22 protein-coding genes are annotated in these 26,276 nt (G+C 43.0%); 15 read left to right on the top strand and 7 right to left on the bottom strand.

The genetic code is table 11. From position 1 onward, the window contains the following. Positions 1-596 precede the first annotated feature (596 nt). Entirely contained in the window at positions 597-932 is a 336-nt protein-coding gene (locus tag G5B00_RS13485) for a MerR family transcriptional regulator (protein WP_163876315.1), read from the top strand. Here G5B00_RS13485 and fbp read toward each other — a convergent pair. From fbp to G5B00_RS13455, 6 genes are all read right to left on the bottom strand, one after another. Beyond that, positions 909-1,937, bottom strand: coding sequence for a class 1 fructose-bisphosphatase (gene fbp / locus G5B00_RS13480; protein WP_163876313.1), 1,029 nt, complete (start codon positions 1,935-1,937; stop codon positions 909-911). The two genes, G5B00_RS13485 and fbp, sit on opposite strands and share 24 nt — an antisense overlap. Before the next feature lie 508 nt (positions 1,938-2,445). Continuing rightward, complete coding sequence (locus tag G5B00_RS13475; RefSeq protein ID WP_163876311.1) at positions 2,446-2,937, bottom strand: metallophosphoesterase family protein; 492 nt, start codon at positions 2,935-2,937, stop codon at positions 2,446-2,448. A gap of 166 nt (positions 2,938-3,103) precedes the next feature. Further along, complete coding sequence (locus G5B00_RS13470; protein ID WP_163876309.1) at positions 3,104-3,814, bottom strand: tRNA1(Val) (adenine(37)-N6)-methyltransferase; 711 nt, start codon at positions 3,812-3,814, stop codon at positions 3,104-3,106. Between the two features lie 21 nt (positions 3,815-3,835). Continuing rightward, positions 3,836-5,026 carry a PepSY-associated TM helix domain-containing protein gene (locus G5B00_RS13465; RefSeq protein ID WP_163876307.1) on the bottom strand — a complete coding sequence of 397 codons (1,191 nt, stop codon included), beginning with the start codon at positions 5,024-5,026 and terminating at the stop codon, positions 3,836-3,838. Positions 5,027-5,117: 91 nt separating this feature from the next. After that, positions 5,118-6,386, bottom strand: coding sequence for a DUF4374 domain-containing protein (locus G5B00_RS13460; protein ID WP_163876305.1), 1,269 nt, complete (start codon positions 6,384-6,386; stop codon positions 5,118-5,120). Positions 6,387-6,418: 32 nt separating this feature from the next. Continuing rightward, positions 6,419-8,791 (bottom strand): TonB-dependent receptor, encoded by a 2,373-nt coding sequence (locus G5B00_RS13455; protein ID WP_163876303.1) that lies wholly within the window; start codon positions 8,789-8,791, stop codon positions 6,419-6,421. 172 nt (positions 8,792-8,963) lie between these two features. Between G5B00_RS13455 and G5B00_RS13450 the strand changes: the two genes are divergently transcribed. The 7 genes from G5B00_RS13450 (at position 8,964) to G5B00_RS13420 (ending at position 16,053) form a co-directional block, all read left to right on the top strand. Then, positions 8,964-10,100: an alpha/beta hydrolase gene (locus G5B00_RS13450; RefSeq protein ID WP_163876300.1), complete on the top strand. Its 1,137-nt coding sequence runs from the start codon at positions 8,964-8,966 to the stop codon at positions 10,098-10,100. 36 nt (positions 10,101-10,136) lie between these two features. After that, a complete protein-coding gene (locus G5B00_RS13445; RefSeq protein WP_163876297.1) occupies positions 10,137-11,189 on the top strand; it encodes a YncE family protein in 1,053 nt (350 codons plus the stop codon). 223 nt (positions 11,190-11,412) lie between these two features. Beyond that, positions 11,413-12,378, top strand: a complete 966-nt coding sequence (locus tag G5B00_RS13440; protein WP_240894487.1) for an ABC transporter permease — start codon at positions 11,413-11,415, stop codon at positions 12,376-12,378. After that, positions 12,375-13,328 carry an iron chelate uptake ABC transporter family permease subunit gene (locus tag G5B00_RS13435; protein WP_163876294.1) on the top strand — a complete coding sequence of 318 codons (954 nt, stop codon included), beginning with the start codon at positions 12,375-12,377 and terminating at the stop codon, positions 13,326-13,328. Before G5B00_RS13440 ends, G5B00_RS13435 begins: the two co-directional genes overlap by 4 nt. Beyond that, positions 13,301-14,083 carry an ABC transporter ATP-binding protein gene (locus G5B00_RS13430; protein ID WP_163876292.1) on the top strand — a complete coding sequence of 261 codons (783 nt, stop codon included), beginning with the start codon at positions 13,301-13,303 and terminating at the stop codon, positions 14,081-14,083. Before G5B00_RS13435 ends, G5B00_RS13430 begins: the two co-directional genes overlap by 28 nt. A gap of 223 nt (positions 14,084-14,306) precedes the next feature. Then, positions 14,307-15,236, top strand: a complete 930-nt coding sequence (locus tag G5B00_RS13425; RefSeq protein WP_163876289.1) for a siderophore ABC transporter substrate-binding protein — start codon at positions 14,307-14,309, stop codon at positions 15,234-15,236. 7 nt (positions 15,237-15,243) lie between these two features. Continuing rightward, positions 15,244-16,053: a siderophore-interacting protein gene (locus G5B00_RS13420; protein WP_163876286.1), complete on the top strand. Its 810-nt coding sequence runs from the start codon at positions 15,244-15,246 to the stop codon at positions 16,051-16,053. Positions 16,054-16,065: 12 nt separating this feature from the next. Here the strand turns inward: G5B00_RS13420 and G5B00_RS13415 are convergent, their stop codons facing one another. Continuing rightward, entirely contained in the window at positions 16,066-17,121 is a 1,056-nt protein-coding gene (locus G5B00_RS13415; RefSeq protein WP_163876283.1) for a lactonase family protein, read from the bottom strand. Between the two features lie 242 nt (positions 17,122-17,363). On the opposite strand from G5B00_RS13415, the gene G5B00_RS13410 reads away from it, so the two are divergent. The 7 genes from G5B00_RS13410 (at position 17,364) to G5B00_RS13380 (ending at position 26,275) form a co-directional block, all read left to right on the top strand. Further along, entirely contained in the window at positions 17,364-17,597 is a 234-nt protein-coding gene (locus G5B00_RS13410; protein WP_163876280.1) for a hypothetical protein, read from the top strand. Between the two features lie 59 nt (positions 17,598-17,656). Beyond that, complete coding sequence (locus G5B00_RS13405; RefSeq protein WP_163876277.1) at positions 17,657-18,115, top strand: endonuclease/exonuclease/phosphatase family protein; 459 nt, start codon at positions 17,657-17,659, stop codon at positions 18,113-18,115. Between the two features lie 162 nt (positions 18,116-18,277). Beyond that, the gene (locus tag G5B00_RS13400) at positions 18,278-19,864 is read left to right on the top strand and encodes an AraC family transcriptional regulator (RefSeq protein WP_163876274.1); all 1,587 of its coding nucleotides are present in this window, start codon (positions 18,278-18,280) and stop codon (positions 19,862-19,864) included. Positions 19,865-20,251: 387 nt separating this feature from the next. Next, entirely contained in the window at positions 20,252-21,217 is a 966-nt protein-coding gene (locus G5B00_RS13395; RefSeq protein WP_163876271.1) for a hypothetical protein, read from the top strand. A 64-nt stretch (positions 21,218-21,281) separates the two neighbouring features. Continuing rightward, positions 21,282-22,610 carry a hypothetical protein gene (locus G5B00_RS13390; RefSeq protein ID WP_163876268.1) on the top strand — a complete coding sequence of 443 codons (1,329 nt, stop codon included), beginning with the start codon at positions 21,282-21,284 and terminating at the stop codon, positions 22,608-22,610. Between the two features lie 139 nt (positions 22,611-22,749). Next, entirely contained in the window at positions 22,750-23,628 is an 879-nt protein-coding gene (locus tag G5B00_RS13385; protein WP_163876265.1) for a hypothetical protein, read from the top strand. Between the two features lie 10 nt (positions 23,629-23,638). Further along, positions 23,639-26,275, top strand: coding sequence for a DUF11 domain-containing protein (locus G5B00_RS13380; protein ID WP_163876261.1), 2,637 nt, complete (start codon positions 23,639-23,641; stop codon positions 26,273-26,275). Position 26,276: the final 1 nt, after the last annotated feature.

Here is a 26,276-nt window from a genome sequence, read left to right as displayed (position 1 = left end):
TCCAAGGTGGTTATCAACTCGTGTTTATTTTTGGTGTTGATGATTGTGCAAGCACAATTGTCCCATTTCAAGGCATCCTGTCGCACAGTCCCAACGCTCAATAGCCCTGCAACTGCTGCCCTTGGTTTTATTTCCCTAGGGCCATTGCGCACGAACCCTTCAATAAAATCTAAACGGAGCCAGGGGCATCCCATCGCACAGCCTCCCGTTGCAGGGCTATTCTTCCCGATGCTGGTGAAATGGACGAACGCTGTCCAGTACGTATTCACCTTACTTGCAGATCAGTGCATTATATGCCTAACGCTGGCGCACGAATCCCTTCGTGTGTCTATAAATAACAAGCACACGAAAGGATTCGTGCGCTAACATGGGCTTGCCCCGACAATTCGGTGATGACATAAAAGAACGGTTATACCCTTAACTTGACGCCAATGCGAATGCTTTCGGGATGACAAAAAGAGGATAATGCGCTGCTTTTTACACAGCTTCTTGTATATATAACAGAATACCTCATTTTTTATTTTTTTTCCGTTAGGAATTGGTGAATGCAAAGCATTTTATCTAAGTTTGTTAAAGACATAAAATACGATATAGGCATGCCTTACAAAGAGCGGGAAATAAATAAGTTGTACTACACTATGGGTGAGGTAACCCAAATGTTTGGGGTAAACGCTTCACAGATTCGTTTTTATGAGCGGGAATTTGATATTCTCCAACCTAAAAAGAATAAGAAGGGCAACCGTCTTTTTACACAGGAGGATATTGCCAACCTAAAGATTATTTTTAATCTGGTCAAGGACAAAGGCTATACTTTGCAGGGGGCACGGGACTATCTGAAGTCCAATAAGTCAGAAGCAAAAGAGAACCAACGTGTCATTGATTCTCTTGAGCGGTTGAAGTCTTTTCTGTTAGACGTACGAGATAGTCTTTGAATTGGCTATAAATTCCAATACTTTGTCTACCATTTCTGTATTTCCGATAATGGCCGGAACTCTTTGATGTAATTCTTCGGGAATGATTTCAAGGATTCTCTCCGTCCCGGTGGAAGCCTTTCCTCCAGCCTGTTCGATGATAAAGGCGAGGGGATTGCATTCGTACATCAGCCGCAGCTTTCCATTAGGCTGTAGGGCTGTCTGCGGATAGATGAATACGCCTCCCAATAATAGGTTACGGTGTATATCAGCGACCATAGAACCGATGTACCTGGAGGTGTATGGTCTTTTGCTCTCCGGATCTACTTCTTGGCAATATTTGATGTAATTTTTGATCCCTTGGGGAAATTTTAAATAATTTCCCTCGTTGATCGAATAGATCTGCCCTGTTTCCGGTATCTTCATATTAGGGTGAGAGAGGCAAAACTCTCCAATGGATGGATCCAAGGTAAAGCCGTTGACCCCTTTCCCTGTAGTATAGACCAACATGGTGGACGAACCATAGATTATATAGCCGGCCGCCACTTGATCCAATCCGCACTGCAAGACATCTTCCTGTGTCAATTGTTCACCAACAGCACTTTTCCTTCTGTAAATGGAAAAGATCGTACCTACCGATACATTCACTTCTATATTGGAGCTGCCGTCCAAAGGATCTATACAAACAATATACTTGGCGTTTTTTGAAATACCGCTATCGACCAGTTCAATACCTTCTTCCTGTTCTTCGGAAGCGACAAAACAGCATTCTCCCCCACTTTTAAGTGCAGCAATAAATTGTTCGTCTGCATAGACGTCCAGTTTCTTTTGGCTTTCACCAAATACATTGGTATCCCCTGTTCTGCCCAGGATATCATCAATTAACCCTGCTTTATTGATCTCTCTGTTGACGATTTTGGCGGCTATCCCGATGTCTCTCAATAGCCTTGACAATTCCCCTTTGGCATAGGGAAAATCGGCCTGTTTTTCGATGATAAACTGCCCGAGTGTTTTGAGTGATTTCATAACTTTTGTTTATACTTCGGCAAAAGTATAAAATATATTATCGCTTCCCTAATTATAAAGGAACTAAGCCAAATATTTTTACGCAATCGATTGATGAACGTGATTTTTTGTGTATGCAGACTTCTGTGAGATGTCTCGGCATTGGTTGTATTTTGCTGTACTACTGTTGAAAAAGCGTACCCTTTTGGATGAAAAGGGTTTTGTTTTGCTTCAAAAGGGGACGCTTCTGTTCCAAAAGAAGATGCTTCTGTTCCAAAAGGGAATGCTTTTGTTGCAAGAGTGACTCATGTCGGGACAAGAGTGTACTGTTTTGTTCCAAAAGGAAATGCTTCTGTTCCGAAAGGGTATGCTTTTGTTGCAAAAGCGGTTTATGTCGGAACAAAAGGGTACGCTTTTTTTACAAAAGGGTATGCTTTTCGCTCCAAAAGGGCCCCCTTTTTGCGCAAAAGGGATCCCTTTTTTTCTATTCCTGTAAGAATCCGCTGTGTATTGGGGGGAACTCTTTTCCTTATCTTCCCGATAACTCTATGACTTCCAGGTTTTCTATCTTCCCTTGATCGAGGTCAAAACGCATCAGTGTACGAACAGTGTGCCAGCCGTACTTGCCGGCAGCACCCGGATTGAGGTGCAATAAGGAAAGCTTGGGGTCGTATTGTACCTTTAGGATATGTGAGTGTCCACAAATAAATAGCTTGGGAGGGTTGGTGAAAATTTCATGCTTTACCTGGGGAGAGTACTTGCCGGGGTATCCGCCAATATGGGTCATCCACACATCTACTCCTTCACAGGAAAAACGCAGGTGCTCAGGGCATACCGTACGGATATCCTTTTGGTCGATATTGCCGTACACTCCTCTGAAAGGTTTGAATGCATGTAATTGTTCGAAAACGGCGATGTCACCAAAATCACCGGCGTGCCATACTTCATCACAGGCGTCAAAATGTTTAAATACGGCGTCGTCGAGATAACTGTGCGTGTCGGAAAGTAGGCCTATTTTCATAGAACAAAGATAAAGGAACGAGGGTAAAGGAGCAAGGAGTAAGGATAAAGGAGCAAGGATCACTATCCTTAGATTTCCGTAGGGTGTCTAAGGACTTTACAAATGAAAAAGGAGCTCTGACTCCATAAGCAAATGTAGTCCAGCGAACAGCTTCTTAGTGACTGATCTAAAATGCCAGAAAAAAGGGTTGCAATATATCTCTGTATGCTGTAGAGTAGACTCCTTTTTCAGCATAAATGACAAAATTGTCTCTGGTTTCCATTTTGTTTGCGGCTTTTTGTAAAGAAATGATCTGTCGGATTACTTCTGTGTTTTCAAAAGAGCGGATAGAAATAGCGTGAGCAAGGTGCAGACCGTAATCTTTAGCTGATACCGTAATCTCAGCAGCTAGTTCCGTCGGCAATATCAGTTGGAGCGTCCCTGACGTTTGTAGACTTCTCTGTGCAAAGGCCAGCATGGTCGTAAAAAAAGTAAGATCCGTATGTCTGGCTGTTTTTTTTCGTTCATCGGGATTATGTAGAGAGTTGGTATAAAAGGGAGGGTTGGAGATGATCAGGTCATACAGGTATTCCCTTTTGATATTCTCGAACGGACCTTCAATAACCTGTAGTCTATCGAAAAAGGGAGATCGTTGAAAGTTTTTTTGTGCTGTTGCCACTGCTTGGCTGTCAATTTCTACAGCATCAATACTTGCTGAAGGAAAGCGTTGTGCCAACATCATCGCAATGACGCCCGTACCGGTACCTATATCCAAGATATACCGTGGTACATCACTGTCTGCCATGGCTCCAAGCAGTACACCGTCTGTATTGATCTTCATGGCACAACCTGTCTGGTCGACTTCAAATTCTTTAAATCGAAAAAGAGTGTTTTTCATGCTTTCCAAAGATAAGCATGTCTAGGAAGATACTTGTCTCTGCTTAGGTTTCTTTTTACGTTTTCCCCACCAAATGATAAAACCTGTGATCGGTAGCGATGTGGCAATGATTCCGGCCAAGAATGTGGAAAGCTTGCCAAGCTGGCCCCACCATTGTCCCATGTGAAGTTGCCATACGATATTTTCTGTTTTTTCATGGATGACCAATTCCTTTTTTACGGAGATAGGTTCACCTGTATATTTATCAAAAATGCTTAATTCCATGTTTTCGATACTTTTTAGTCCGCCTACACCTGCCCTAAAGACGTATACACCCATCTTATCAATGGTATAGGGCCAAATGATAATGTGTGGTTTGTTAGGGAACTCTTCGAATACCCGATAGGCCAAAGGAACAAAGTCAACAGCTTTTTTCCCTTCGATATGCGGAGGTACATATTTTTCTATCTCCTCGTGTGTGGCCCCACCGGCAAGCTTGACGGTAAAGTCCATCCAGGAATGAAACGAAATCATTAAGCCAGAGAAGCCCAGAACAAAGCAGAGTATGAGGGAGTAAAAACCATAGACATTGTGCAGGTCATAATTGAGTCGTTTGAACTTTGCGGCCCATTTTACGGTAAAACTGTCTTTAACGGTTTTTCTCGTCCATCGTTTGGGCCACCATAGCACGAGGCCTGTAATCGTACTGATGAGGAAGATGATGGTCGCGATAATAACCGTAATCCTTCCCGGCATACCGGCCAAAAGGTCTGCATGCAAATGTGCCGTGACATAGAAAAAATGAGCCTTATCGTCGATTTTAAGTACTTCTGCAGTGTAGGGGTTGACGTAGATAAATGTCAGATGTCGGTTCTTCATATTGAACGCCCGAAAGCGTGTGCTCCGATCGGGATCCTTGTAAAATAAGCATTCCACAAGGAACAAGGATGTGTCTTTTGCCGCTATGGCATCGATCATAGCCTCTGAGGACACTCTATGCTGTTGTGCTTCCACATACTTTGCATCACCTGCCATGACGTCGATGATCTCGTCGGCATATACGATGATCGTCCCGGTAAGACAGACCAATACTACGATAATGCCCGACACAATACTGGGCCATAGATGCAACCAGGCATTCAGACGGGTCAGCCAATGTTTACTCTTCTTGCGATAGGGGAGAGTATCTGCTGCTGAATTGCGAGGCTTTATTTTTGGGGTATATGTCGACATATAGGTTTTACTTAGACAGCAGCAGACAGGTTATGGTATATTTTCCATAGCCTGTCTGATCTGAATGTTTATTTTATGGGTGTCAGAAAGATTACTTGTTCTTTTTCAGTTTTGCGACCGCGATAGCTCTTCCTGCGTCTACGACCAGGCCTCTTGTGGCTGTAGCCGTAGTCCCATCAATGATATACACAGATGGCTTTTGGTCACTGGTATTGACAGCGACATAAGCCTTTGTGCCGTCAATAGCAATAGAGTTGCCGATACCCAGATTAATAATTTTACCCGGGTCAGGAAGCCCGGTGACGAACGTAACCGTTTTCTTTTTCATATCGGCAATGGCTAGTCTTTTGGCATCGGGGGTACCTTGATCTTTGACTGTGCCGGTGTAGGTCTGCAACAAGAATAGATCGCCTTTCAGGTGCCATACTTTGTAAACGGATTTTCCGTCTGTTTCCGCATCGATATTGAACTCATAGTCACTGTCAAATGTGCTGCTGCCCTTGTTGATGCGTAATGCTCCGGAAGGTTGTACGGTACCGGGTTCGAAAGAGGATGAAAACACATACAGGTTGCCGTCGTCATCAGTATCCATCAATCCGGTATAAAGTGATCTCATACGACTACCGGAATACGCGATTCTGTCGTCTGTGATCAGTTTGGTAGTGATATTTTCACCCGACAAGGTGAATTCTACAATTTGTGCAGGAGCTGTGGCATCACCATGTGCTACTATTGATGAATAAAATTTACCATCTTTCTCGGAAATACCGGCAAAATACAGTACTTGCGTTGGTGTTTCGCCAAGGATACTTTCCAGTGTCAATGATTTTTCAAGTCTCGTATTAGTAGCTGGATCGTAGATAGAAACGTATAATTTGGGTGTCGCATCCGTGTCAATAAATGTGAACAGATTGACCAGTTTTTTTCCGAATAACTCGAAGGCTCCGGCAATGGTTCCACCGCCAGATTGCACGTCGAACCCAGTCTTCCGTTGTAATTTGTTGTCGGTCTTTAGTGTATATACACCAACCTTATTCGGACCGTTGCCACCATAGTTGAAATTGTACAAGATGTCGTTATCCGAAGGTGTGAGCCATTGTGAGGCTAACGGTGCAAAAGAATAGTCATCGTAGGTGTCGCCGTCTTCAAGGCTGACCTCGCCTTCGGTGATGACGTCCGTTTGGATGATAGTGTTTTCTCCAGCGGATTCGGCAGATGCTGAGCGTGCAACAACTACGTATGAGTATTCCGCATCTTCATCGATTATCGTATTATCTGGTGGAGTATCATCTTTACACGAAGTAAAGGCTGCTGCCAATAAAGCTACAGCTAAAAATGATTTGAGTGTGTTTTTTTTCATGATATTGTTGATTTTTTGTTTTAATAGATGAATTATTTACTGATGTTATATCTTATTTTTGCCCGGAAAGATCTGCCGGGTTTTTGCAGGCTGAAATTGTCATAAAGATCTTCATTTGTGAGGTTCCAGCATTCGAGGGTGAAGTGCATCCTGTTTTGCAGGAATGTGTAGCCGATATCGGTATTATGACTGAATTGCGTGGGAACTTTCCCGGTGTTTCTGTTGCTGTATATTTCACGCAGAAAGGAATGGACGTAAGTATTGCTGTAATTGATGGTAATCCTATCCTCGGAGGAAAAAATGCTATGGAAGCTGTAGCCTATATTTGCAGCTGTGAAGAAGTAGGGGATATTGGGTACACGCGAGTTGTATTTCTTACTGATGTTTTCGCCGGACATCCCTTCTTCGTACATATCTTTAAAAATCTGATCCATATAGGTGAGATTAAATCCGGCGTTCAGCTTGTTCTTGTAGAAATATTTAGTCTCAAACTCTATTCCTTTATTGTGGACAAGGCCTTGGTTGCTGTATGTGGCCGGTGTACCGTTGCTGCTGGACAGCATCCGCACGATAAAGTCTTCCGTTTTTCTGGACAGTAGGGAAGTCCCTATTTCCAATTGATTGGCGATGTTGATGGACGCGTCGTAGACCGTAGTGAGATTGAAGTTTAGACTCTTTTCGGGCTTGAGCAGAATATTTCCGGCGTTGAAGCTCTCGTTTCCGAATATTTCCTCGGTCTCGGGCAATCTATAGGTCCGTTCGGCAGAGCCCTTGAACTGAAACCTGTTCAAGAACCAGGTGGCTGCTCCACCGTAGCCAAAATAGTTGAATTCTGTGCTGTGCATTTCGTACTGACGCAGATTGGATCCGTTGGATGTGTTGTACGGCCCTTCGCTTTTTTGGTAATAATGTTTCCCGAACAAGGTGATGTTCAGGTCTTCACCGTGCCTGTATTTGTATGCTAATCCTAATGCGTTTTTCGTGCTGGTTTTGGTCGCCTCGAGCATGTGGGATTCTGTGCTGTAATCGAAGGGATCCTTGCCTTCCCGATTGAACACAGATGCGGTATTGCTTAGTGTAATGGCATGTTGCGGATGTATGGCGTAATCGGCGGAAAATAAAACCAGGGCATTGTTGTCATAATATTTGGCCGAAGAATAATTGAATTCTCCCGGAACCAAAGTGCGTACCGAGTCCCCAAGCCAATTGTAAGCTACTTTTGCAGTGTCAATAAACTGTGCATATCCCAGGTTGTAATTGGCGGCCAGCCGGATATCAAGCCCGTCGATCAATACGTTCTTTTTGTTGTACGTTAGAAAAGGTGTCAGAGTAGTTGCCTTGCGGTGACGTTGGCCAAAGACAGTTTTCATGTCGTTGCCGTGCTGATCTTCGGCACGTTCACTGCCCAGATTGATACCGACCAGCAACACATCTGCATAAGATTTGTTGACCACACCTGTCTTTATGATCACGGTCTCGTTGTGATAATTGTCGTGGAAGCGCCTTACACGTGTTGTTTCGGAAGGAACTTCTCCCGTGCTTAGGTTTTTTATGGGTACGTCGACCCAATAATTATTGTCCGAATAGTTTTGGAAGGCATTCACGTTAAAGGTAAAGCCTTTTGCCGTAGTCATGCCGGCATTGACAAAGGATGTGTGGGTGTTAAAAGAGCCATAGGAGTATGAAACGTCCAGAAAATTCTTTTTTGAATAATCCGACACGATGTTGATCGCTCCGCCTAGCGCGTCTCCTCCGAGACTGACTGGTACCACACCTTTATATATTTCTATGCGTTCGGCAAAATTGACAGGTATGATATTGGCTCTGAACGTACTGCCATATATCTCGGCGGGAACGCCGTCGATAAAGAATTTGACCTGCTTCTCCGTGAATCCGTTTAGATTGATATTCGTTCTTGAACCTAATCCACCGCTTTCACGCATCCGTGCACCGGAGGCTTTATTGATCAATGTCGAAATATCTGCTGTGGTGTTGTGAAAAGCTTTTGCGTCTAAAGCAGTCACTGTGTAGGCACTTTCTTTGATTTCTTTAAGGGTTGAACGTCCAACGACAACAGTTTCCTCAATGCTGTTTATTCGGGTAGCTTCAAGATGGATGTCCAGCACCATATTCGCGTTTGCCAGGTTTATATTCTTTTTGAATAGGGGATAGCCTTCCGCATTGCAGTGTATTTCGTACTGTTTGTTAGGAACTTTCAATGCATATTTTCCGTTATTGTCTGATATCGTACTCCATGATGTCCCGTTGAGGTAAACCGTAGCCCCCGGGATAAGTTGCCCTTGAGCGTCTTTTACTACTCCGTTTATGGTAACTTCTTTATGTTGGGCAAAAAGAAAGCTTGCTGACAGTAAGAGAGATATGACTATTACTAATGCTTTATCCATTTTGTTTAGAATAAGTTTAAATAAACTTTGATGCAAAAGTAATAGTTTGTCTGAATTTGTCAAAATTAATTTTATCTGGATTAATTATAAATAATTCTTGCTAATTGTTTAGAATCTATCTAAATTGCGAGCCGAAAGCTGAATAAAATACGAGTGATCGACTGTTAGGATTTTGGAACGAAAGAAAACATATCGTGTATGGGTGGATATCACCAACAACAGCCCTGATTGTATAGGTGAACCCTGTTATGTGGCAGGTAATTTTAATAATTGGGCGGCAGATGGAATTTTGGCGGGGGTTATTCCTTCGGTTGGTGAGCGTATTCAGATCGAGCTTACGGATATAGAGGAAGGTGATCTGGAACTTAAACTTACGCGTGGAGATTGGGCGACCTTACAGAGTGATCCGCACGGTAGACTGATGGCTCCCTATACCTTTGATGTCACTGAAGATATGCAGATGTATATCACGATTGATGCATGGAGAGATAAGTTTTCCAGGTCTACCGCTAGCCCGCAGGTACATGTATTGGATGAAAGGTTCTATTTTCCGCGACTTGACGTACACAGGCCTGTCTGGATTTATCTTCCTGCCGATTATGAAGTTTCAGAAAAGCATTATCCGGTCATTTATATGCACGATGGTCAGCATTTGTTTGACGAGGCCACATCTGTAGGCCGTGCAGGGCCTGTGGAATGGATGGTGGACGAAACCATAGATGAGTCGCCAAACAATGCTATCGTCGTGGGCATTGCGCATGCACCCACCTATCGCGAACGTGAGGCTGAGTATAAGGTAGGGCTTTCTGAAGAGAGAACTGATTACCGTGGAGATCTTTATCTAGCGGACATTGTCTATACATTGAAGCCCTACATCGACCGTCATTTCAGGACTTGTGCGGCATTCCGGTCTACGGCCATGGTAGGAAGTTCATTGGGAGGCTTACTGACATTATATGCTGGTGTTCAATATAGTTCTGTATTTGGAACATTGGGCGTATTCTCCCCGTCGCTATGGATAGGACATAGCCTGTATGAGAAGCTGCAAGACGATGCGACAAGAGAAGTTTTGTCTCTAAGCCCGCAGTACTATTATTTTTATATAGGTGATAAGGAAGAACGTAGTGACAAAAGTCGCAGGCCAGGTGAAATGGCGGATGACATGAAAGCGTTCGTAGATTTTTTTAGGGATAATAGTTCGGCTACCGTTTGCTTGGACATAGATCCACAAGGTAAACATGGAGCTTTATATTGGCAAAAGGCTTTTGCCCGGTTTTTTGCATGGTGGTGCAAACAAGATATTTATTAAATATATTTTTTTACATACTCAATCAAGTTTATTTCTATGGCTACAAACAGTTTTAATCGAAGGAACCAAGTGCAAGGAATGTGGACTCTTGCTTTGGCAGGCATGTTGTGTGTACCTGCATATCAGGTGTCCGCGCAGCAAGTGGAGAAATCCAGTAAAGCAGGCACAGGCGTATACGAGGCAGTCATCAGCAGTCAGGACAATCATATCTATGTCACAGCAGCAGGATCACGGAATAATCCAAATGGAGCTCTTTATAAAATTGATCTGGCAACACTCGCTGTGGTGGACAGTATCCCTTTGAAAGAAAATCCACCATTTGGTATAGCAATTAACAATAAAACGCAAATCGCCTATACGAGCAATACACGTACAAACTCGGTGAGTGCCGTGGATTTGAAATCTGGAAAACTGATTGCTACCTTCAACCACGGTGGCGAAAAATCCCATACCAGAGAAGTATTGGTGGATGAAGACAGTAATACCATCTATGTGACCGATGTGGGCAAGCCAAGTAGTATCTGGGTGATAGACGGAAAGACGAATACGTTCTCCCATCTGATCGAAAATACGGGTGCTACCACTACAGGGCTGACATTTGTCGGTAACGACAGAAACAAGATCTATGTCACCAATATGGGAGACAATGGCATTGCTGTCATCGATGTGAAATCCCGTAAGGTAGAAAAAAGCTTTCCGTCGGGCGGCGAATCTCCAATCAATATCGTCAGTGATGGAAAACGCTTGTTCGTGACCAATCAAAAATCAGGTACGGTAACGGTACTATCTACGGATGGTGAATTGCTCAAAAGTATAGCTACGGGTGCAGGTGCAATAGGCATTGCTTATGATCCGGTCAAAAACCGTATTTATTCGGCCAATAGACAGACAGGCACGACAACGGTAATCGATGCAGAAACCTATGCCGTATTGGCGGATCTGCCGACAGGATCCCATCCAAACCATGTGAAGATCGATCCAAATACAGGGACAGCCTACGTGATCAACAAAGCCAAAGGAGGAAGGCCGGTAGAAGGGCAGCCACTAGTTGTCGATGACAATGGTGATACAGTCACAAAAATAAATTAACAGGCTTTCATTGTTTAAATATATCTTTACTCCTGGTTTTTTGATTGGGGGTAAAGATATGCTGTTCTAGCCCATGCTAGCGAATCCTTACGTAGAGACGCAATGCATTGCGTCTCTACATAAAATATAGGTACCCATGCTAGCGCACGAATCCTTTCGTGTGCTTGAAGTATAGGCACACGAAGGGATTCGTGCGCCAACGTATGAACAAAAGAAATTTAGTTTGAGAAAAAAAAGAAACCAATTCGGTATATATCTGTTGACTTTTGCAGTCATTCTACTGTTGGTATGGATTTCTTTATTTACCGGAGTCAAGGATATTGGTTTCCGTGCATTATTTGAAGACGAGGAAAAGTTTATGGTATTCGTCATCAGTCGTGTACCGCGGACATTGGCTCTGGTATTGGTGGGAGCGGGAATGAGCATCAGTGGTGTCATCCTACAACAACTGTCGCAGAATAGATTTGTGTCGCCTACGACTTCCGGTGCATTGGAGTCGGCAAAGATGGGCGTATTGTTTGCATTGATGCTTGTGCCGGATATTTCTTTGTTTGGCAGATTGTTGTTTGCTTTGTTGCTGACCTTCTTTTGCAGCCTACTTTTTATCTTGTTTGTCCACAAGATCCGGGTGAAGAATACGGTGTTTATTCCGTTGGCCGGGATTATGTTCGGAAGTATTCTGAGTGCGGTGTCGACATTCTTCGCCTATAAAAATAATATAGTTCAAAATACGCAAGAGTGGCTTTTGGCGGACTTTTCTTCGGTCATGCAGGGACAATACGAGTCTGTTTTTATTATACTTCCGGCTGTCGTGTTGGCTTATCTTTATGCGGAACGCTTTACGATAGCAGGTATGGGGGAGAGTTTTGCCCGAAACCTGGGATTGTCTTATGCCGCTATTGTGAATATCGGTATTTTGACCGTATCGCTCGTGGTCAGTGCCTCTGTCATAACGGTGGGTGCTATTCTATTTGTGGGGCTGATCATCCCGAATATCGTACGCATGTTTGTAGGGGATAATCTAAGACGTACGTTACCCGTTACCGCACTTTGCGGATCTGCTTTTCTGTTGGTCTGCGACATCTTCGGCCGCTTGGTTGTCTATCCATATGAAATTCCTATAGGAATGACGGTTGGTGTGATCGGGGGAATTGTGTTTTTGGTGTTGATCTTAAAAAAGAGCAGATGAAAGATCGTTATAAAGTAATTTTGGTTCTCCTTGTGTTGCTCGTGTCTATGCTCCTGTTCATGACAGTTGATTTGAAAGGAAATATAGCGTACGTCCTTAGCCGACGTAGTATCCGATTGACCACGATGATTGTGGTAGGTGTCAGTGTGGCTTTTTCATCTATTATCTTTCAGACCATTACAAACAATAGGATTCTGACACCTTCTATTATGGGGTATGAAGCCATCTTTGTATTATTCCAGACGGTAATCGTATTTGTGTATGGAGATAAGGCATTCAAGACCATCTCGCAAGAGTCGAATTTCTTTTATGCCGTACTCTTGATGTTGGGCTTTTCGGTATTTATGTATTTGCTGATATTTGGCAGGGAGCGAAGAAACATGTTTTATCTCCTATTGATGGGGATGGTCATGGGTACACTGTTTCAGGCACTGAGTCAGTTTATGCACGTATTGATCGATCCAAACGAATTTTCGATCGTACAGAATTTCATGTTTGTATCCTTTGCGAAGATGAATACCAAGTTGTTGACAATCGCATCCATTACATTGGGAGGGACGATACTCTTTCTCTTGCGCTATCTGAAATATCTAAACGTCATTGCCTTGGGAAGGGATCATGCGATCAATCTGGGCTTGGATTATAACAGTCTGATTCGTAAGTTTATGTTGGTGATCGCATTTCTGGTATCCGTTTCTACAGCTTTGGTGGGTCCGATTACCTTTTTAGGCCTTTTAGTAGCTAATCTGACCTATCAGCTTTTCAATACGTGTAAACATCAGTATATGGTTTGGTATTGCAGTATCATCTCCTGTATATGCCTGATCTTTGGACAATTTCTGATCGAGCATGTTCTGGGTTTTGCGACGACGGTGAGTATAGTGATTAATTTTGTCGGTGGTGTGTATTTTATGTATCTTTTATGGAGAACGAGAAAAACGATAAGCTAATCTTTGAGAATATAGCAAAAACTTATGGTAAAAAGGATGTGCTGAGACAATTGTCGGGAAGTATTCCCCATCAAAGTATCACCTCTTTGATCGGTCCCAATGGAGCTGGCAAGAGTACACTTTTGGCTATCATGAGCCGTCTATTGAAGCAGGACGGAGGAAAAGTGTTTTTCATGGAACAATCCTTGGAAAGCTATAAAAGCAATGACTTGGCTAAGAAACTATCCATCCTCAAACAGTCAAATTACATTGATCTGAAACTGACCGTACGTGATTTGGTTTCATTTGGTCGTTTTCCATATAGTAAGGGCAGGCTCAGCGAACAGGATTGGCACAAAGTGGATGAAGCCATTGCTTTTTCCGATCTCCACGAACTGCAAGATGAGTATATCGATGAGTTGAGTGGCGGCCAGCGACAGCGCGCCTTTATTGCGATGGTCATCGCACAGGATACCGACTATGTGCTGTTGGATGAGCCGTTGAACAATCTGGATATGAAGCATGCGGTACATGTCATGAAAACCCTGCGCCGACTGGTCGATGAGCTGGGCAAAACTATTGTCCTGGTCATTCACGAAATCAATTTTGCCGCACAGTATTCGGATCATATCATGGCGCTCAAGGAAGGAAAGATCTGTTACAATGATTGTACGGACAAGGTCATACAGAGTGATATCCTTCGGGATATATTTGATATAGACTTTGATATTGTGGAGAGAAATGATAAAAAAATCTGTAATTATTTTAATTTGTAAACGGGAAGAGGGTGTCTAAAAAACCAATCATACCGTCATTTCGAGGAGGTACGACGAGAAATCTATGGTTAAGCAGTTTTTCAACTTGTTGAAAATTAGTTAATTCTAATTCATCCATAGATTTATCTTCGATGAGCTCGTTTCACTCGGTTCTCTCTTCGTTCGAAATGACGATTATATGAATTGCCAGACTTTTTTAGACACCCTCTTAAATGAATAAAAAATGAAAAAAAACTTTCTGATACTTTTGTCCGCTATGGTATGGCTGACCGGTTGTCAATCCCCAGGGACCCAGGAACAAGGCGAAGCAAAGGATTCATTGCAAGTGACGCATAAGCTAGGGAACACGCCTGTGCTCAAAAATCCTTCGCGGATCGTGGTGCTTGATATAGGTGCGTTGGAAACACTTTATGAGCTGGGCGTAGTCCCCACGGGTATTCCGAAAAAATACCTGCCATCTTATCTGGATGTACTGAAAAACAACGAACAGATCGCTGATGTGGGTTCGGTCATAGAGCCCGATTTTGAAGCCATCAGTGCACTGTCTCCAGAATTGATATTGATATCTACCCGTCAGGAACGCTTCTATCCAGAGTTGAGTGATATTGCGCCTACCGTATTTATCGGTACAGACAACAAGGATTATATACCGTCTTTTATACAGAATACAGTATTGCTGGGCCAGATTGTGGGCAAAGAAGAAGAAGTCAAGCAAAAATTGGAAGGTTTGCAGAAAAGTATAAAGAGTGCCCAGGAAAAGTTTGCACAGGATCCACGTAAGGGGTTATTTCTCATTTACAATAATGGTCGTTTTAGTGCTTTTGGCAAAGGGTCACGCTTTGGTTTTGTCCACGATGTACTGCATATAAAACCTGTCATGGACCTTCAAGACGAATCGGTACATGGTCAAAAAGTCTCTAACGAACTGATTGCCGAATCTAATCCGGACTTTCTCTTTATTGTCGACCGGAATGCGGCTGTAGTGGGCAAAAAAGCCAATACCTCAGAGATGGAAAATCCGTTGATAAGACAGACTGCGGCTTATAAGAATAAACAAATTTACTACCTTGATCCCAATGTGTGGTTTATCTCAGGAGGCGGACTGACATCTGTACAGTTGATGGTCGAGGATATTGTAAACATGATAAAATAAATAAGGTATGGAAAAACCGATCATAGCCAAGCATATTTTTAGGGTTGTGGCCAAAGAGCATTTGACCCCCCATTATGTCCGTGTCCGTCTACAAGGAGAGGGAGCAAAAGACTTTGTACAATGTACACCCGGTGCAAACAACAAGATCTTTATTCCGCCAGCGGGAACAAAGGAAGTCAGGTTTGCTGAATTTGATAAAGGTCGGGGAGAATGGGTCATGCCGGATGAAAATGTAAAGCCCATCGTCCGGACTTACACTCATCGCCGAATCGATATAGCAAAGGATGAAATTGTGATCGATTTTGTCAATCATGGAGATAATGGTCCTGCATCCTCGTGGGCTATACATGCCGAAACGGGTGATCAACTGGGCGTGGCCATGAAAATACGAGAAACAGTCCTCTGTCCGAAAGCCGAATGGTATTTTCTGATAGGTGATGCTACAGCCATACCCGTGCTGAGCTGTATTTTGGAAGGGTTGCCGGCTGAGGCGAGAGGTCATTGTTTAGTGGAAGTAGCCGGCGAAGCGGATATTCATCCGGAAATTGTACATCCGGGATTCACCATCGAATGGGTATTCAACGCACATCCCGAACAAGGGAGTGCACTGGCGCAGGAAGCCAGGAATAAAAGTATTCCGACTGAGAGTTCGCATTTTGCGTATGTAGCTTGCGAATACAATAGCGTAAAACAGCTACGGACTTATTTTAGAGAGGAACTCCGGTGGAATAATACTGAACTCTACGCTTTTTCCTATTGGAAAGCAGGTGTAGCGGAAGACAAATCTGCCGAAGACAGAAGGTTGGAGAAGCAGTAGGCATAAAAGATATCACAACATCACTACACAGACGGGAGAAGGAATGCTGATTTCTATACCCGAAGGCGTAAGCAGGCCTTTATCTCGATCTCTGTGCAAAAGGGTGACATTGTTGGTGTATTGGTGGGCAACGATGATATAGTTTTCGTCTTTCGTAAACTCAAAATGCCGGGGCCCTTTGCCACCGGAGGCGATCACCTGCTGTAGGGTGAGTTTTCCATTTTTTGCTACGGCATATACGGCTATGCTGTTCTTGTCCCCTCTATTGCTGGCGTATAGAAACTTGCTGTCCGCAGATAGGCGGATGTGCGCACATAGATTGTCTCCCACCGTAGTATCTGTAGCGATGTTTTGCAGATGTTGACGAATGAATCCTTTTTTGTCAAGACCGTAGACATCAATGGTCCCATTCAGTTCATTGATGACATACACAAATCTGTTGTCGGATGAAAAGGCAATATGCCGTGGCCCTGCACCTTTTGGTGTAGTGTATGTAGTGTAAGGTTGTCCGTTTTTATGGATCGCATTAGCCTCGAACTGATAGATATGGTCGCCACCCAGATCCTGGATAAAGACGTTCTTGCCGTTGGGGCTATAGAAAGCAGAATGTATGTGCGAACGTTTTTGTCTTGTAGGGTGTATGCTATTTGCCTCAAAGGGATAATTGGATAGCTCTTGGTTTATTTCACCATTGGGGCTGAGCGCAAAAGCTGTAAAATTGCCACTGGAATAGTTGGAGGCGATCAGTGTACCTTTGTCGGGACTGACTTCCACATGACAAGGCCCATTGCCTTGTGTTTTCATAGCAGAGAGCTTTTCGAAAGAGAGGTCTGTACGGTTTAAGCGTGTAGCATTGATCATGCCTTCCCTCTTGCCGACTTCTTCCACATAGTAAAGTGTCGAAGAATGGTCTGTATAGTGTAGGAAAGAAGGATTGTTGGCCGGTATAGTCTTCACAACTTTGGAACTCTTGTTGGCTAGGTCCAGTTCGACAAGATAAATTCCTGAGCTGGATGTGTTGACTGTGTAGGTGCCTATGGCTAAGAGAAGTGGGATTATGCTGTTCATGTCATAAAAGTAAATAATCTTATTGTTTATTTTTATGAGAATTTTGGTTTTGTTATAAAAAGTTGTAACTTGGTCCGAGACATGGCTAACCACCGTGAAAACGATATGCATATAGACAGTACAAGTTGTTTGATGATTTAATAAATCGTTAAAGGTTATTTAACAACAAGGCTAGATGGATTGCATAATTTTGCGGCGTCGCTTTCTACTGAGTTTGGTCCACTCGTAGAAAACTAAAAATCATGGAAAAAAAAGATGTGAATATTATTCGCAAACAGAAGAGTATTGCTCTAAAATCTATTCTTGGACTATCAATAATATGGATAGGCGTATCATGTGACAAACAAAGTGCTGAAGAGATGAACGGCACCTTAGCAGTTTCGACGAGTGAATATCGATCCGATGCTATCTCCAGGTTGGACCTGACAGTGGATGGCGGCAAGGACACGTTGTACGTATTTTCTTCGTCGGACTGAAACCATTTTACAAGAATGCTTATTTTGGAAAAACCAATAAGTGGATATACAATGGCATAGTGACCAATTACAATCTGACGAATATTCGGCAGGTCAAGTGGGACGGTGATTATTACGCCATCTTGGGAGATCTGCCGATAGGAGACAAGGTTATTACGGTCATTTCTACCCATATTCCCTGGCAAAAAGGCAAGCATGAGAATTCGCTGCAAGCCCTTATCGATGAACTCCGAAAATACGAATATTTCATCTGTATGGGAGATATGAATGCCGGAGATCAGAACCAATTGAAGTTTGTTGAAGCAGGATTCAATATGGCCAACGGAGGTCATTTAGGATGGTTTTCGACAGCTGCAGCAGCTGTAATGAAGTCTGGACGGAAAGGCGAACCCAATACCAATATCGATAATATCGTTACCTCTCCGAATATCAAAATATTCAATGTGTCTGCTCCTCGAACGGGACTAAATGATTTAGATCATTTGCCGATCTTGGCAGATTTGGTCATTACCTGGTAAATATGTTTGACACAATGTAAGTCGTAGTTTCTCTACAAAAGAAAAATAACTGCATAATGAAACGAGATGAAACATTTGTTTCTTAGGTGAATAATGCTAGTTTTGTCATAGGGATTAATAGGGAATTGTCTATGCGATATCCTTTTTTTACAAGCCATGACCATGAACAAAGCTTTTGCTTATTATAATTGCCGTTTAGTTTTATGTCTCCTATTATTTATTTTTTCAGCTTTTGGGCAGATAAGGGCACAGGATGATGATTTCGATAGACGTTATCACGAAATATATGTACATGTTTCTGCATCAGATGGTCGGAAAGCGTTGAGTTTGGCAGATTCCCTATTATCAGTCTCCAAAAATGATGAACAACGGATTAAATCCCATATGCTATTGGCCTCTATTTACCATAGCTTGGGTGACCGTCCTTCAGAATTTAAAGAAGCCATCAAAGCCCAACAAATAGCGAAAGCCTCATCCAATTCAAGTTGGCAAGCGAGTGTGTGCGGATTTTTGGCAACGTCCTTTCGTCATGTAGGATTGATGAACGAATCCAGGAAAAACCTTTCGTTGGCTGAAGAAGCCAACGAAAGACAGCATAATTCCCCCAATTATACATTAACCAAGATCAATATTGAGCACGAAAAGGTATTCCATGCCATAGAAGAGAACAATTATGAAAAGGCGCTTGCGCATTTGGAAAAGGCGAAGGAGAACATTCACTATGGTGACAATGAGAACTCCAAATCTCTTTTGATAAAAGCAACAAACGATCAGCTCTTCGGTGTCTGCTATTTGGAATTGGGCAAGTTGGACCTTGCTGATTCGTTGTTACGGTCCTCTTTAGCAAGGATTGACGGAGAAGAGAATAACCTTAGGCCTTATATTTATAGAGGGTTGGCAGAAGTGGCCATAGGCAAAGGATCGGCGGATTCGGCCCTTCGCTATCTCCGACTTACAGAACCTTATCTAGAATCTTCGGATAGAGAAGAACTCAAGCTATTATTTTACGAATCATCCGCTCATTATCATAAATTGCTCGGAAGTACAGAAGAAGCTGTTAAATATCAAGAATTGTATGTCAAGCTCAAAGATGAGAAAGTGCGTTCATCCAAGGCGATTGCCGATGCAATAGTCAGCAAATTGGGAGAAGAAAATCGAAAATATGAAGATAATTTATTGTTGGGAGGAGGCATTCTTTTTGCTTTGATCTTGACTTTATCCCTGATTTTGCTTTATCTAATACGTCAAAGAAGCAAAGATAGACAGCGTTATATTGATCTTGTCCATCAAATGAAAGATAAGAATATGATGGTAGCGACATTGGTGGCGTTTGGCGAAGAGGAATCCGATCAGCAGTTGGATACTAAGGATCCGATGATTTCCAGAGAAACTGAAGAAAGATTGCTGAAGCAGCTTACCGAATTGGAGGCTGAGGCCTTTTTCCTGGACAAGAATATTTCGCTAACAAAATTGGCCAATCAATTTGGCACGAATCAGCGCTATATCTCTTACATTGTCAGGAAACATAGTGGAATGGATTTCAATAGCTATATTCATCAGCAACGTATTCATTATATCATCAATCGCATACGGTCAGACAAAAAGTTGTTGGACTATAAGTTGTCTTATCTGGCCGAGATAGCGGGTTTTTCAAGCCATAGCAAGTTCTCGTCCGTATTCAAAACCGTGACAGGACTGACACCTTCGGTGTTTATTCATTTCACGAAGGAAGAAATGAGTGAGGTGTGAAGACTCCCAAAGGTTCCTAAACTTCGAGCGGAAGTTTCTTTTGTCTTGTGGAAATTCTTTTTTGAAGCTTCGAAAATTTTACTGAATTTTTAGGCGAAGAAAATATTTATCAAAAAACAGGCCAAAATTCGAATAAACTGCTCTTTCTTAATGATATGCGACATGTAATATACTTATTTTGTAGTTGTTTAACTACAAAATAAAAAAATGAACCCCTTATCCGATATATGGTTTTGTACAAAATCATACTTTTGTCCGGTTTACTTATGAGGTGATGTTTCGATATCAGTTATCTTGTGCTTTTTTACCAAACTTTACAAACCATCGCAAGAGACACGTCACCGCCATAGTCAAGGGACATAGATAGAGTGTATTAAAAGTGGTTTTATGAGGTTGTCGGCCTTCTTGATTGTTTTCGTAATTTTTGTGTGTACCCATGCAGCTCATGCTCAGCAAAAGCTGTCTGACGGGACGGATGGGGGAAGTTTTGTAGCCAATGCGGATGCTATCCTTGAACTGGCTAGCAAACAGAAAGGCTTGCTCCATGCACGGGTGGCGTTGGTCGCGTCCAACAGTCCGGCACCACTATCGGCGCATGTGGCGGGTATGATGGTGTACAATACCGAAAACCGGAACGATGTCGTCGCAGGGATCTACTATAATAATGGTGCCAAATGGGTATTGGCTTCTGCCGGATCGGCGAGTAATATTACATATGATCCGTCTACCTATCTATTGTCGTTTACGGATGTAAGTGGCCAGCCGGTATCGGTGGATTTCAAGCAGGTCGTCAAGGCCCATGAAACCGTGACCACCTTAGTAAAAAATCCCAACGGTACATTTACGTATAAAAACGAAGTGGGAGCAGAAGTGACTATTGATCCAGGCATGGTTAATGTGACCCATGCCAATGGTGTGTACACCTTTAAAGATGCCGAAGGCAATGCCCTGGCCACGATCGATGTGAATGCCAACCAGCTCAACTACGACAACAGCGCATCAGGTCTGCAAGCCAATAGTGTACAGGAAGCCATAGATGAGATCGTGAGCAGGCTTGCTGCAGATCATATCAATATCATCGAGACGGATGTGAACTATATGGCTAAGACGAACGATGCCGTGATCTTAGGCGATGCCAGCACCAGGGACATAACGATTGTTTTGCCGACGCCAACATCTGCTAATAAAGGAAAGAAGTATACGATCAAAAAAGAAGATACCAACGAAGACGGCTATGTGCATGTCGTGGGCAATATCAGTGGTGTGGTCTCAGGTCTCTATACGGCCTTACCCTATTCGGGTTGGGATCTGGTCTCGGATGGTGTAAGCTGGAGGATTGTCAATAAATTTTAAAAAATAGAATATCATAAAAAATAAAAAAACAGAAATATCAACTAGAAACAAATCAATTACGAAAATGAAACATGTAATATTAATCGCTGTCTTCTTATGTACAGCATGGTTGGGCCAACAAGTGTACGCTCAACAAGGATTCGGAACAAATGCTCCTGACAGATCCGCCGCAGTGGATATCGTATCGACCAAACGAGGTCTTTTGATTCCGCGTATCTCATTGACAGGGACAAACGATGCCACAACGGTTAATAACCCGCACAATTCGCTGTTGGTTTATAATACCAATACATCGGCGAGCGGCCCTGATCAAGTAACACCGGGTTTCTATTATTACGAAGTGACCGGGGGAGGTAACCACGGTGCAGGTAAATGGGTAAAGTTTGTTTCCAGTGAGACCGAAAAGACAACATCTGTCAGCTCTGCAAACGACAGGTTGACTGTTGGTGCTCCTGTCACAACGGGTAACAATACCAACTACGAGCTTACTGTCGACGAAACCAAGATCGAGCTCAACAATCTTAGCACCACAGGCGGCAAGTTAGATGAGAATAAAATCAGCGGCGGTACAGCCGGACAGGTGTTGGTAACTAAAGAAACAACCCCAGGTTCTGGAGTATTTGAGGCTACATGGGTCAATCCGCAGGATTTTGTCAATGACGCTATTTTAGGTGTCAACGGTATCACGACAACAGTGAATGGGGGTGTAGTAGAAGTCGGGTTGGGTGGAACATTGAATGCAGGTACAACTGATATTGCAACCAATGGTACAACAAGCCAATTGGCTATTACCGGCTTGCAAACAGTGACTTCCTATGATAAGGTAATGGTTCTGGATGCAAACGGTGTCCTGCAAGCCGCTGATCTGTCGTCATTGGTACAAGCTGACAACGGTTTGAAAGTTGGTGCTTCAGGAATCAATGAGGGCAAAGTCATACTGGGAGGTACTTTAAATGAAGCTACAGAAATTGTAACAGACGTAACAAATACATTGGCTATTGCTGGATTAGGGGCAGCTAACGCCGCAAATAAAATCGTCGTGGCCAATGATGGTACGGGTGTATTGCAAACGGTGGAGCGTGTATTGAACTATCCGGTTACTGCAACAGGATCTTTTGCCATAGGCAGTCAGTCCGGTTATAATCAATATGCACAGGAAGTGAATGTATATGCAACTTTGCCATCTTCGGGAAATATCGTGGTTACGTTGCCTTCTCCTGCAGCTACAGGTCAGGTAATCAATGTGAAAATCACCAATACTGATGAAACTCACACAGGGGAGGTGCAGATTTCGGATGGTGCACCAAATCCACTTACTTATGGGGCATTGCCTTTCCAAGGCTGGATATTAAAGTCCAATGGTACAAACTGGATGATCGTAGGACGTAATTAATCTACCGTTAATCCCCAAAAGGGAAAAAATACCCTACTCGGGGTTAAGAGAATTTTGAAAACACCGTTTATCATCCCTCCCTTGCTTAGCTATAGGCATGGGAGGGAGGGGGATGGTTGGCGAGATAATAGGGAGTAAAGTGAAGAAATCGATAATAGGTTATAGCTTATTTGTATTTGTGCTGTTGTTAGTGTATCAGAACGCTGATGCTCAGATTGGCCATGGCACAAAAGAACCGAGCAAAGCCTCCGTTGTCGAGATGCTGTCCCCTTCCAAAGGTTTGCTAATTCCGAGGGTGGAGTTGATCTCACTTACCTCTTTTAGCCCGATCCAAGGCGAATTGGCTACAAATGTACCCAAAGTTAATTCCTTGCTCGTGTACAACGAGACTGAAAACATACCCAATAATCTTACGCCGGGTTATTATTATTGGACAACTGCCGATCAGCGATGGAACCGATTGGTCAATGACGCTGATATTGCCGCATTGGGGCTGAATGTGACAGCAGATAACGGTCTAACTAAAACAGGGAGCAATAACATCCGGCTAGGTGGTGCATTGACAGCTCCTACAGCAATCGGAGCAGATGCTAACAACACCTTGGCGATCACGGGACTGCAAACGGGTAGTACGAGCGACCGTGTGGTCGTTGCAGATCCGGCTACAGGTGTACTGAAACAACTCAAAGCGGCTTTGCCTAAGTTTTTCTATATGCCGTCGATTATCATTCCTACACATAGTTCCCAAGTCGAACCCGGTGAGACTTTTGGTACGCTTGATCTTTACCAGAAATATGTGGATCAATTTGGCTCACCTAAAAAATCAAATCCTGGTAAAACAACGACGCTTCCTGTGCTTCCTGCAGGCGAGCTAGACTATTATATTACTTGGTATGATGAAGACGTCTTTGCCACAGTCTCCGTTGATAATAGTGGCGTGATGACCTATACCATTCAGCCGGGGGCCGACGTTACCGTAGGTTCGTTTATGAATATTGTCTTTGCTGTCAAAGAATAAGCATAACGATATGAAAACAACGCTGTTTCATAAGGCCTTATTTTTGCTGTTTGTACTGCTTGGAGGAGGAGCGGTAAAGGGGCAAACGGATTTGGTGAGGTGGAATGGTGCCAGTGACGGTTTCAATCCACACATTTTAGTGTCTAATATCAGCGCATCTAATATTACCAATCACGGAGGGGGTACATTAACCAACAATGGACAATGGAACCAGCACTTCCAAACAGGCAATTGGCCTAGTGGCGCATTAAATACATCTAGGTATGTTCAGTTTACAATCACTCCTAAGGCAGGGTATAAAATAGACCTAAGTCAATTTAACTTCGAAGTACAGATGGACGGTGGTAGTGCTGATTTTGAGGTACGTTATTCGAAAAATTTTTCGCTAGGTTATTCTTCTTTTAATGGAACTATAAGTAGTAGTTGGGTTGCTAAATCTGGAAATTTATCTAGTGTAAATCCTGTTTTACCTGGAGAAACAGTCTATATAAGGCTATATGTTTATAATACCTGGAATTCTCTTAGAATTAGACATAGCTGGGGGGGCTCAACAGGACCTACTATTACAGGGACAGTCAGCCCAGCTGTTACAGGCGACCCGACAGATTTAGGGATCACCAAAACAATAAGTAACCTGACACCCTCGCCGGGCAACAATGTTGTATTTACTATTGGCGTAAACAATCTTGGGCCAAATACAGCTTCGGGAACATCGGTCGTGGATCAGTTGCCACCAGGCTTTACTTATGTAAGTAATACTGCCTCAGTGGGTTCATACAATTCGGGTACAGGAATATGGACAATTGGAAATTTAGCGAACAGTACTTCGGCTACCTTACAAATCACGGCGCAGATGCAGGCCGCAGGCCCTCATACGAATACGGCTACAGTTTCCCATTATGGTAGTGATCCGGTATCAGCGAATAATACTACGTCTGTGACGCCAAGTAATGTCTGTGCAGGATGTACACACACTGTTTCCGGTGGTGCGATTACTGTCGGTCCCGGTGAAATTTATTGTTTACATTCTGGAAGCTGGTCAGGAGGGGTAACGCTCAATGGCGGTACTATCTGTATAGCACAGGGAGCTACTTTTACGGCCAGTTATACAACCGGACTTCATTCCGGTACGATTATCAACCGTGGAACAGTTACGGCATATCCGCTAAGCAGTGGAAATGACCATACTGTGCATATAGAAAACATTGGAACTTTTACCTCTGCTTATTTACAAGATTTTGAAGGGAGTATTCACAACACCGGTACTCTTAATGTAACCGGCGGTTTAATAACAAAGAATGGTAGTTCAATCGCCAACTATGGTCAGATGACTATTAATAACATCTCTTTTTATGGCACGACCGTTACCAACTATAATGAAGCTGAATTTAGAGTAACTGGTGGCGTGAATGTATATAGTGGATATTGGGATAACCGTTTGGGGGGAGAGGTCTATTTAAATGGTTCGAATGTAAACTTTACCGGTGATCTGGATAATTCGGGATATTGGGAATTTGAACGTATCAGTTCTTTGTCTTCTACGCTTAACAACTATGGGAAGATGAAGGTCTATAATGCGGCAAGTAATATATCTTCAACAACTTATCTGACCAATGATGATTTATTAGAGTTTATAGATGTAGCTGAAATTCAGTATAACGGTCCGATGCTGACCAATAACGGTACATTATCGGTTACTCATAGTACTACCGGTAATTTTAAAATGAATCAGGCGATCAATCAGGTATTCAATAATGGTACCATAACTGTGTCTGGTCAGTTTGAACAAAATGCAGCAGGATCGCTATTGGTGAACAGCTGTACGATCGTGGCCAGAAGTTTTTTTGTAGGAAACGGAACAGCCAACAATAGCGGGCTTATTCATGCGACAGGAAACGTTTCTGAGGGTTTTAAAATAGCAGGAAGTACTTCTTATTTAATAAATTCTAATATAGGATTTCTTCGAGGAATAGATTTTGTGAACTCTGGACATATAAGCGGATCAGGCCGTTTTTATTTTACAGGTTATACCAATGCGAATAGTAGTGGATCTATTATTGGTAATAGTACTGCTGATCCAATTCTTTTTTACGATGCATCCCAAACAGGAACCAATATCTTTGATGCTCCGGGAGGAACAGTCTCCAATGTTGTCCGTCCTGCCTCAATGACACCATTGGATTCTACTTCCTATGACTGTACGGCTCCGCCAACTGTGGCCGGAGATCCACCCAACACCACACCGTTTAGCGTGACCCTATGTGATCCATCTACGCAGACATTTTCATTGGATGAGCCGAATGTGACTCCTTATGATCCAAGCTATACTGTTCTGTACAATACTGTTCGCTTATTTGATAAAAACAATGCAAGCAACAACACAAATAATAGTACAAATCTGGTTATTTCGGGCAAAGGGGTATTTGCCTATAATGAATCGACAAAACTAGTTGTTTTTACTCCCGATCCGGCATTTACCAGTGGTATTGTCGAAGCAGAATACCGTATTTCAAATTCTCGAACAGGAGATCCTATTGTTTATCCCAGTGGCAGGACAGGTATTACGATAACTATACAAAATTGTGTCGAAACACCCCGCAAAGTTATCTCCAACCCTATGCTGCCGAGCAAGGCCAAAAGACCCTGAT

Origin of the sequence: Parapedobacter sp. SGR-10 (assembly GCF_011030405.1) — a bacterium.
In the GTDB taxonomy this organism is placed as follows: Bacteria; Bacteroidota; Bacteroidia; order Sphingobacteriales; family Sphingobacteriaceae; genus Sphingobacterium.
This window is presented reverse-complemented; position numbering and strand designations above follow the sequence as displayed.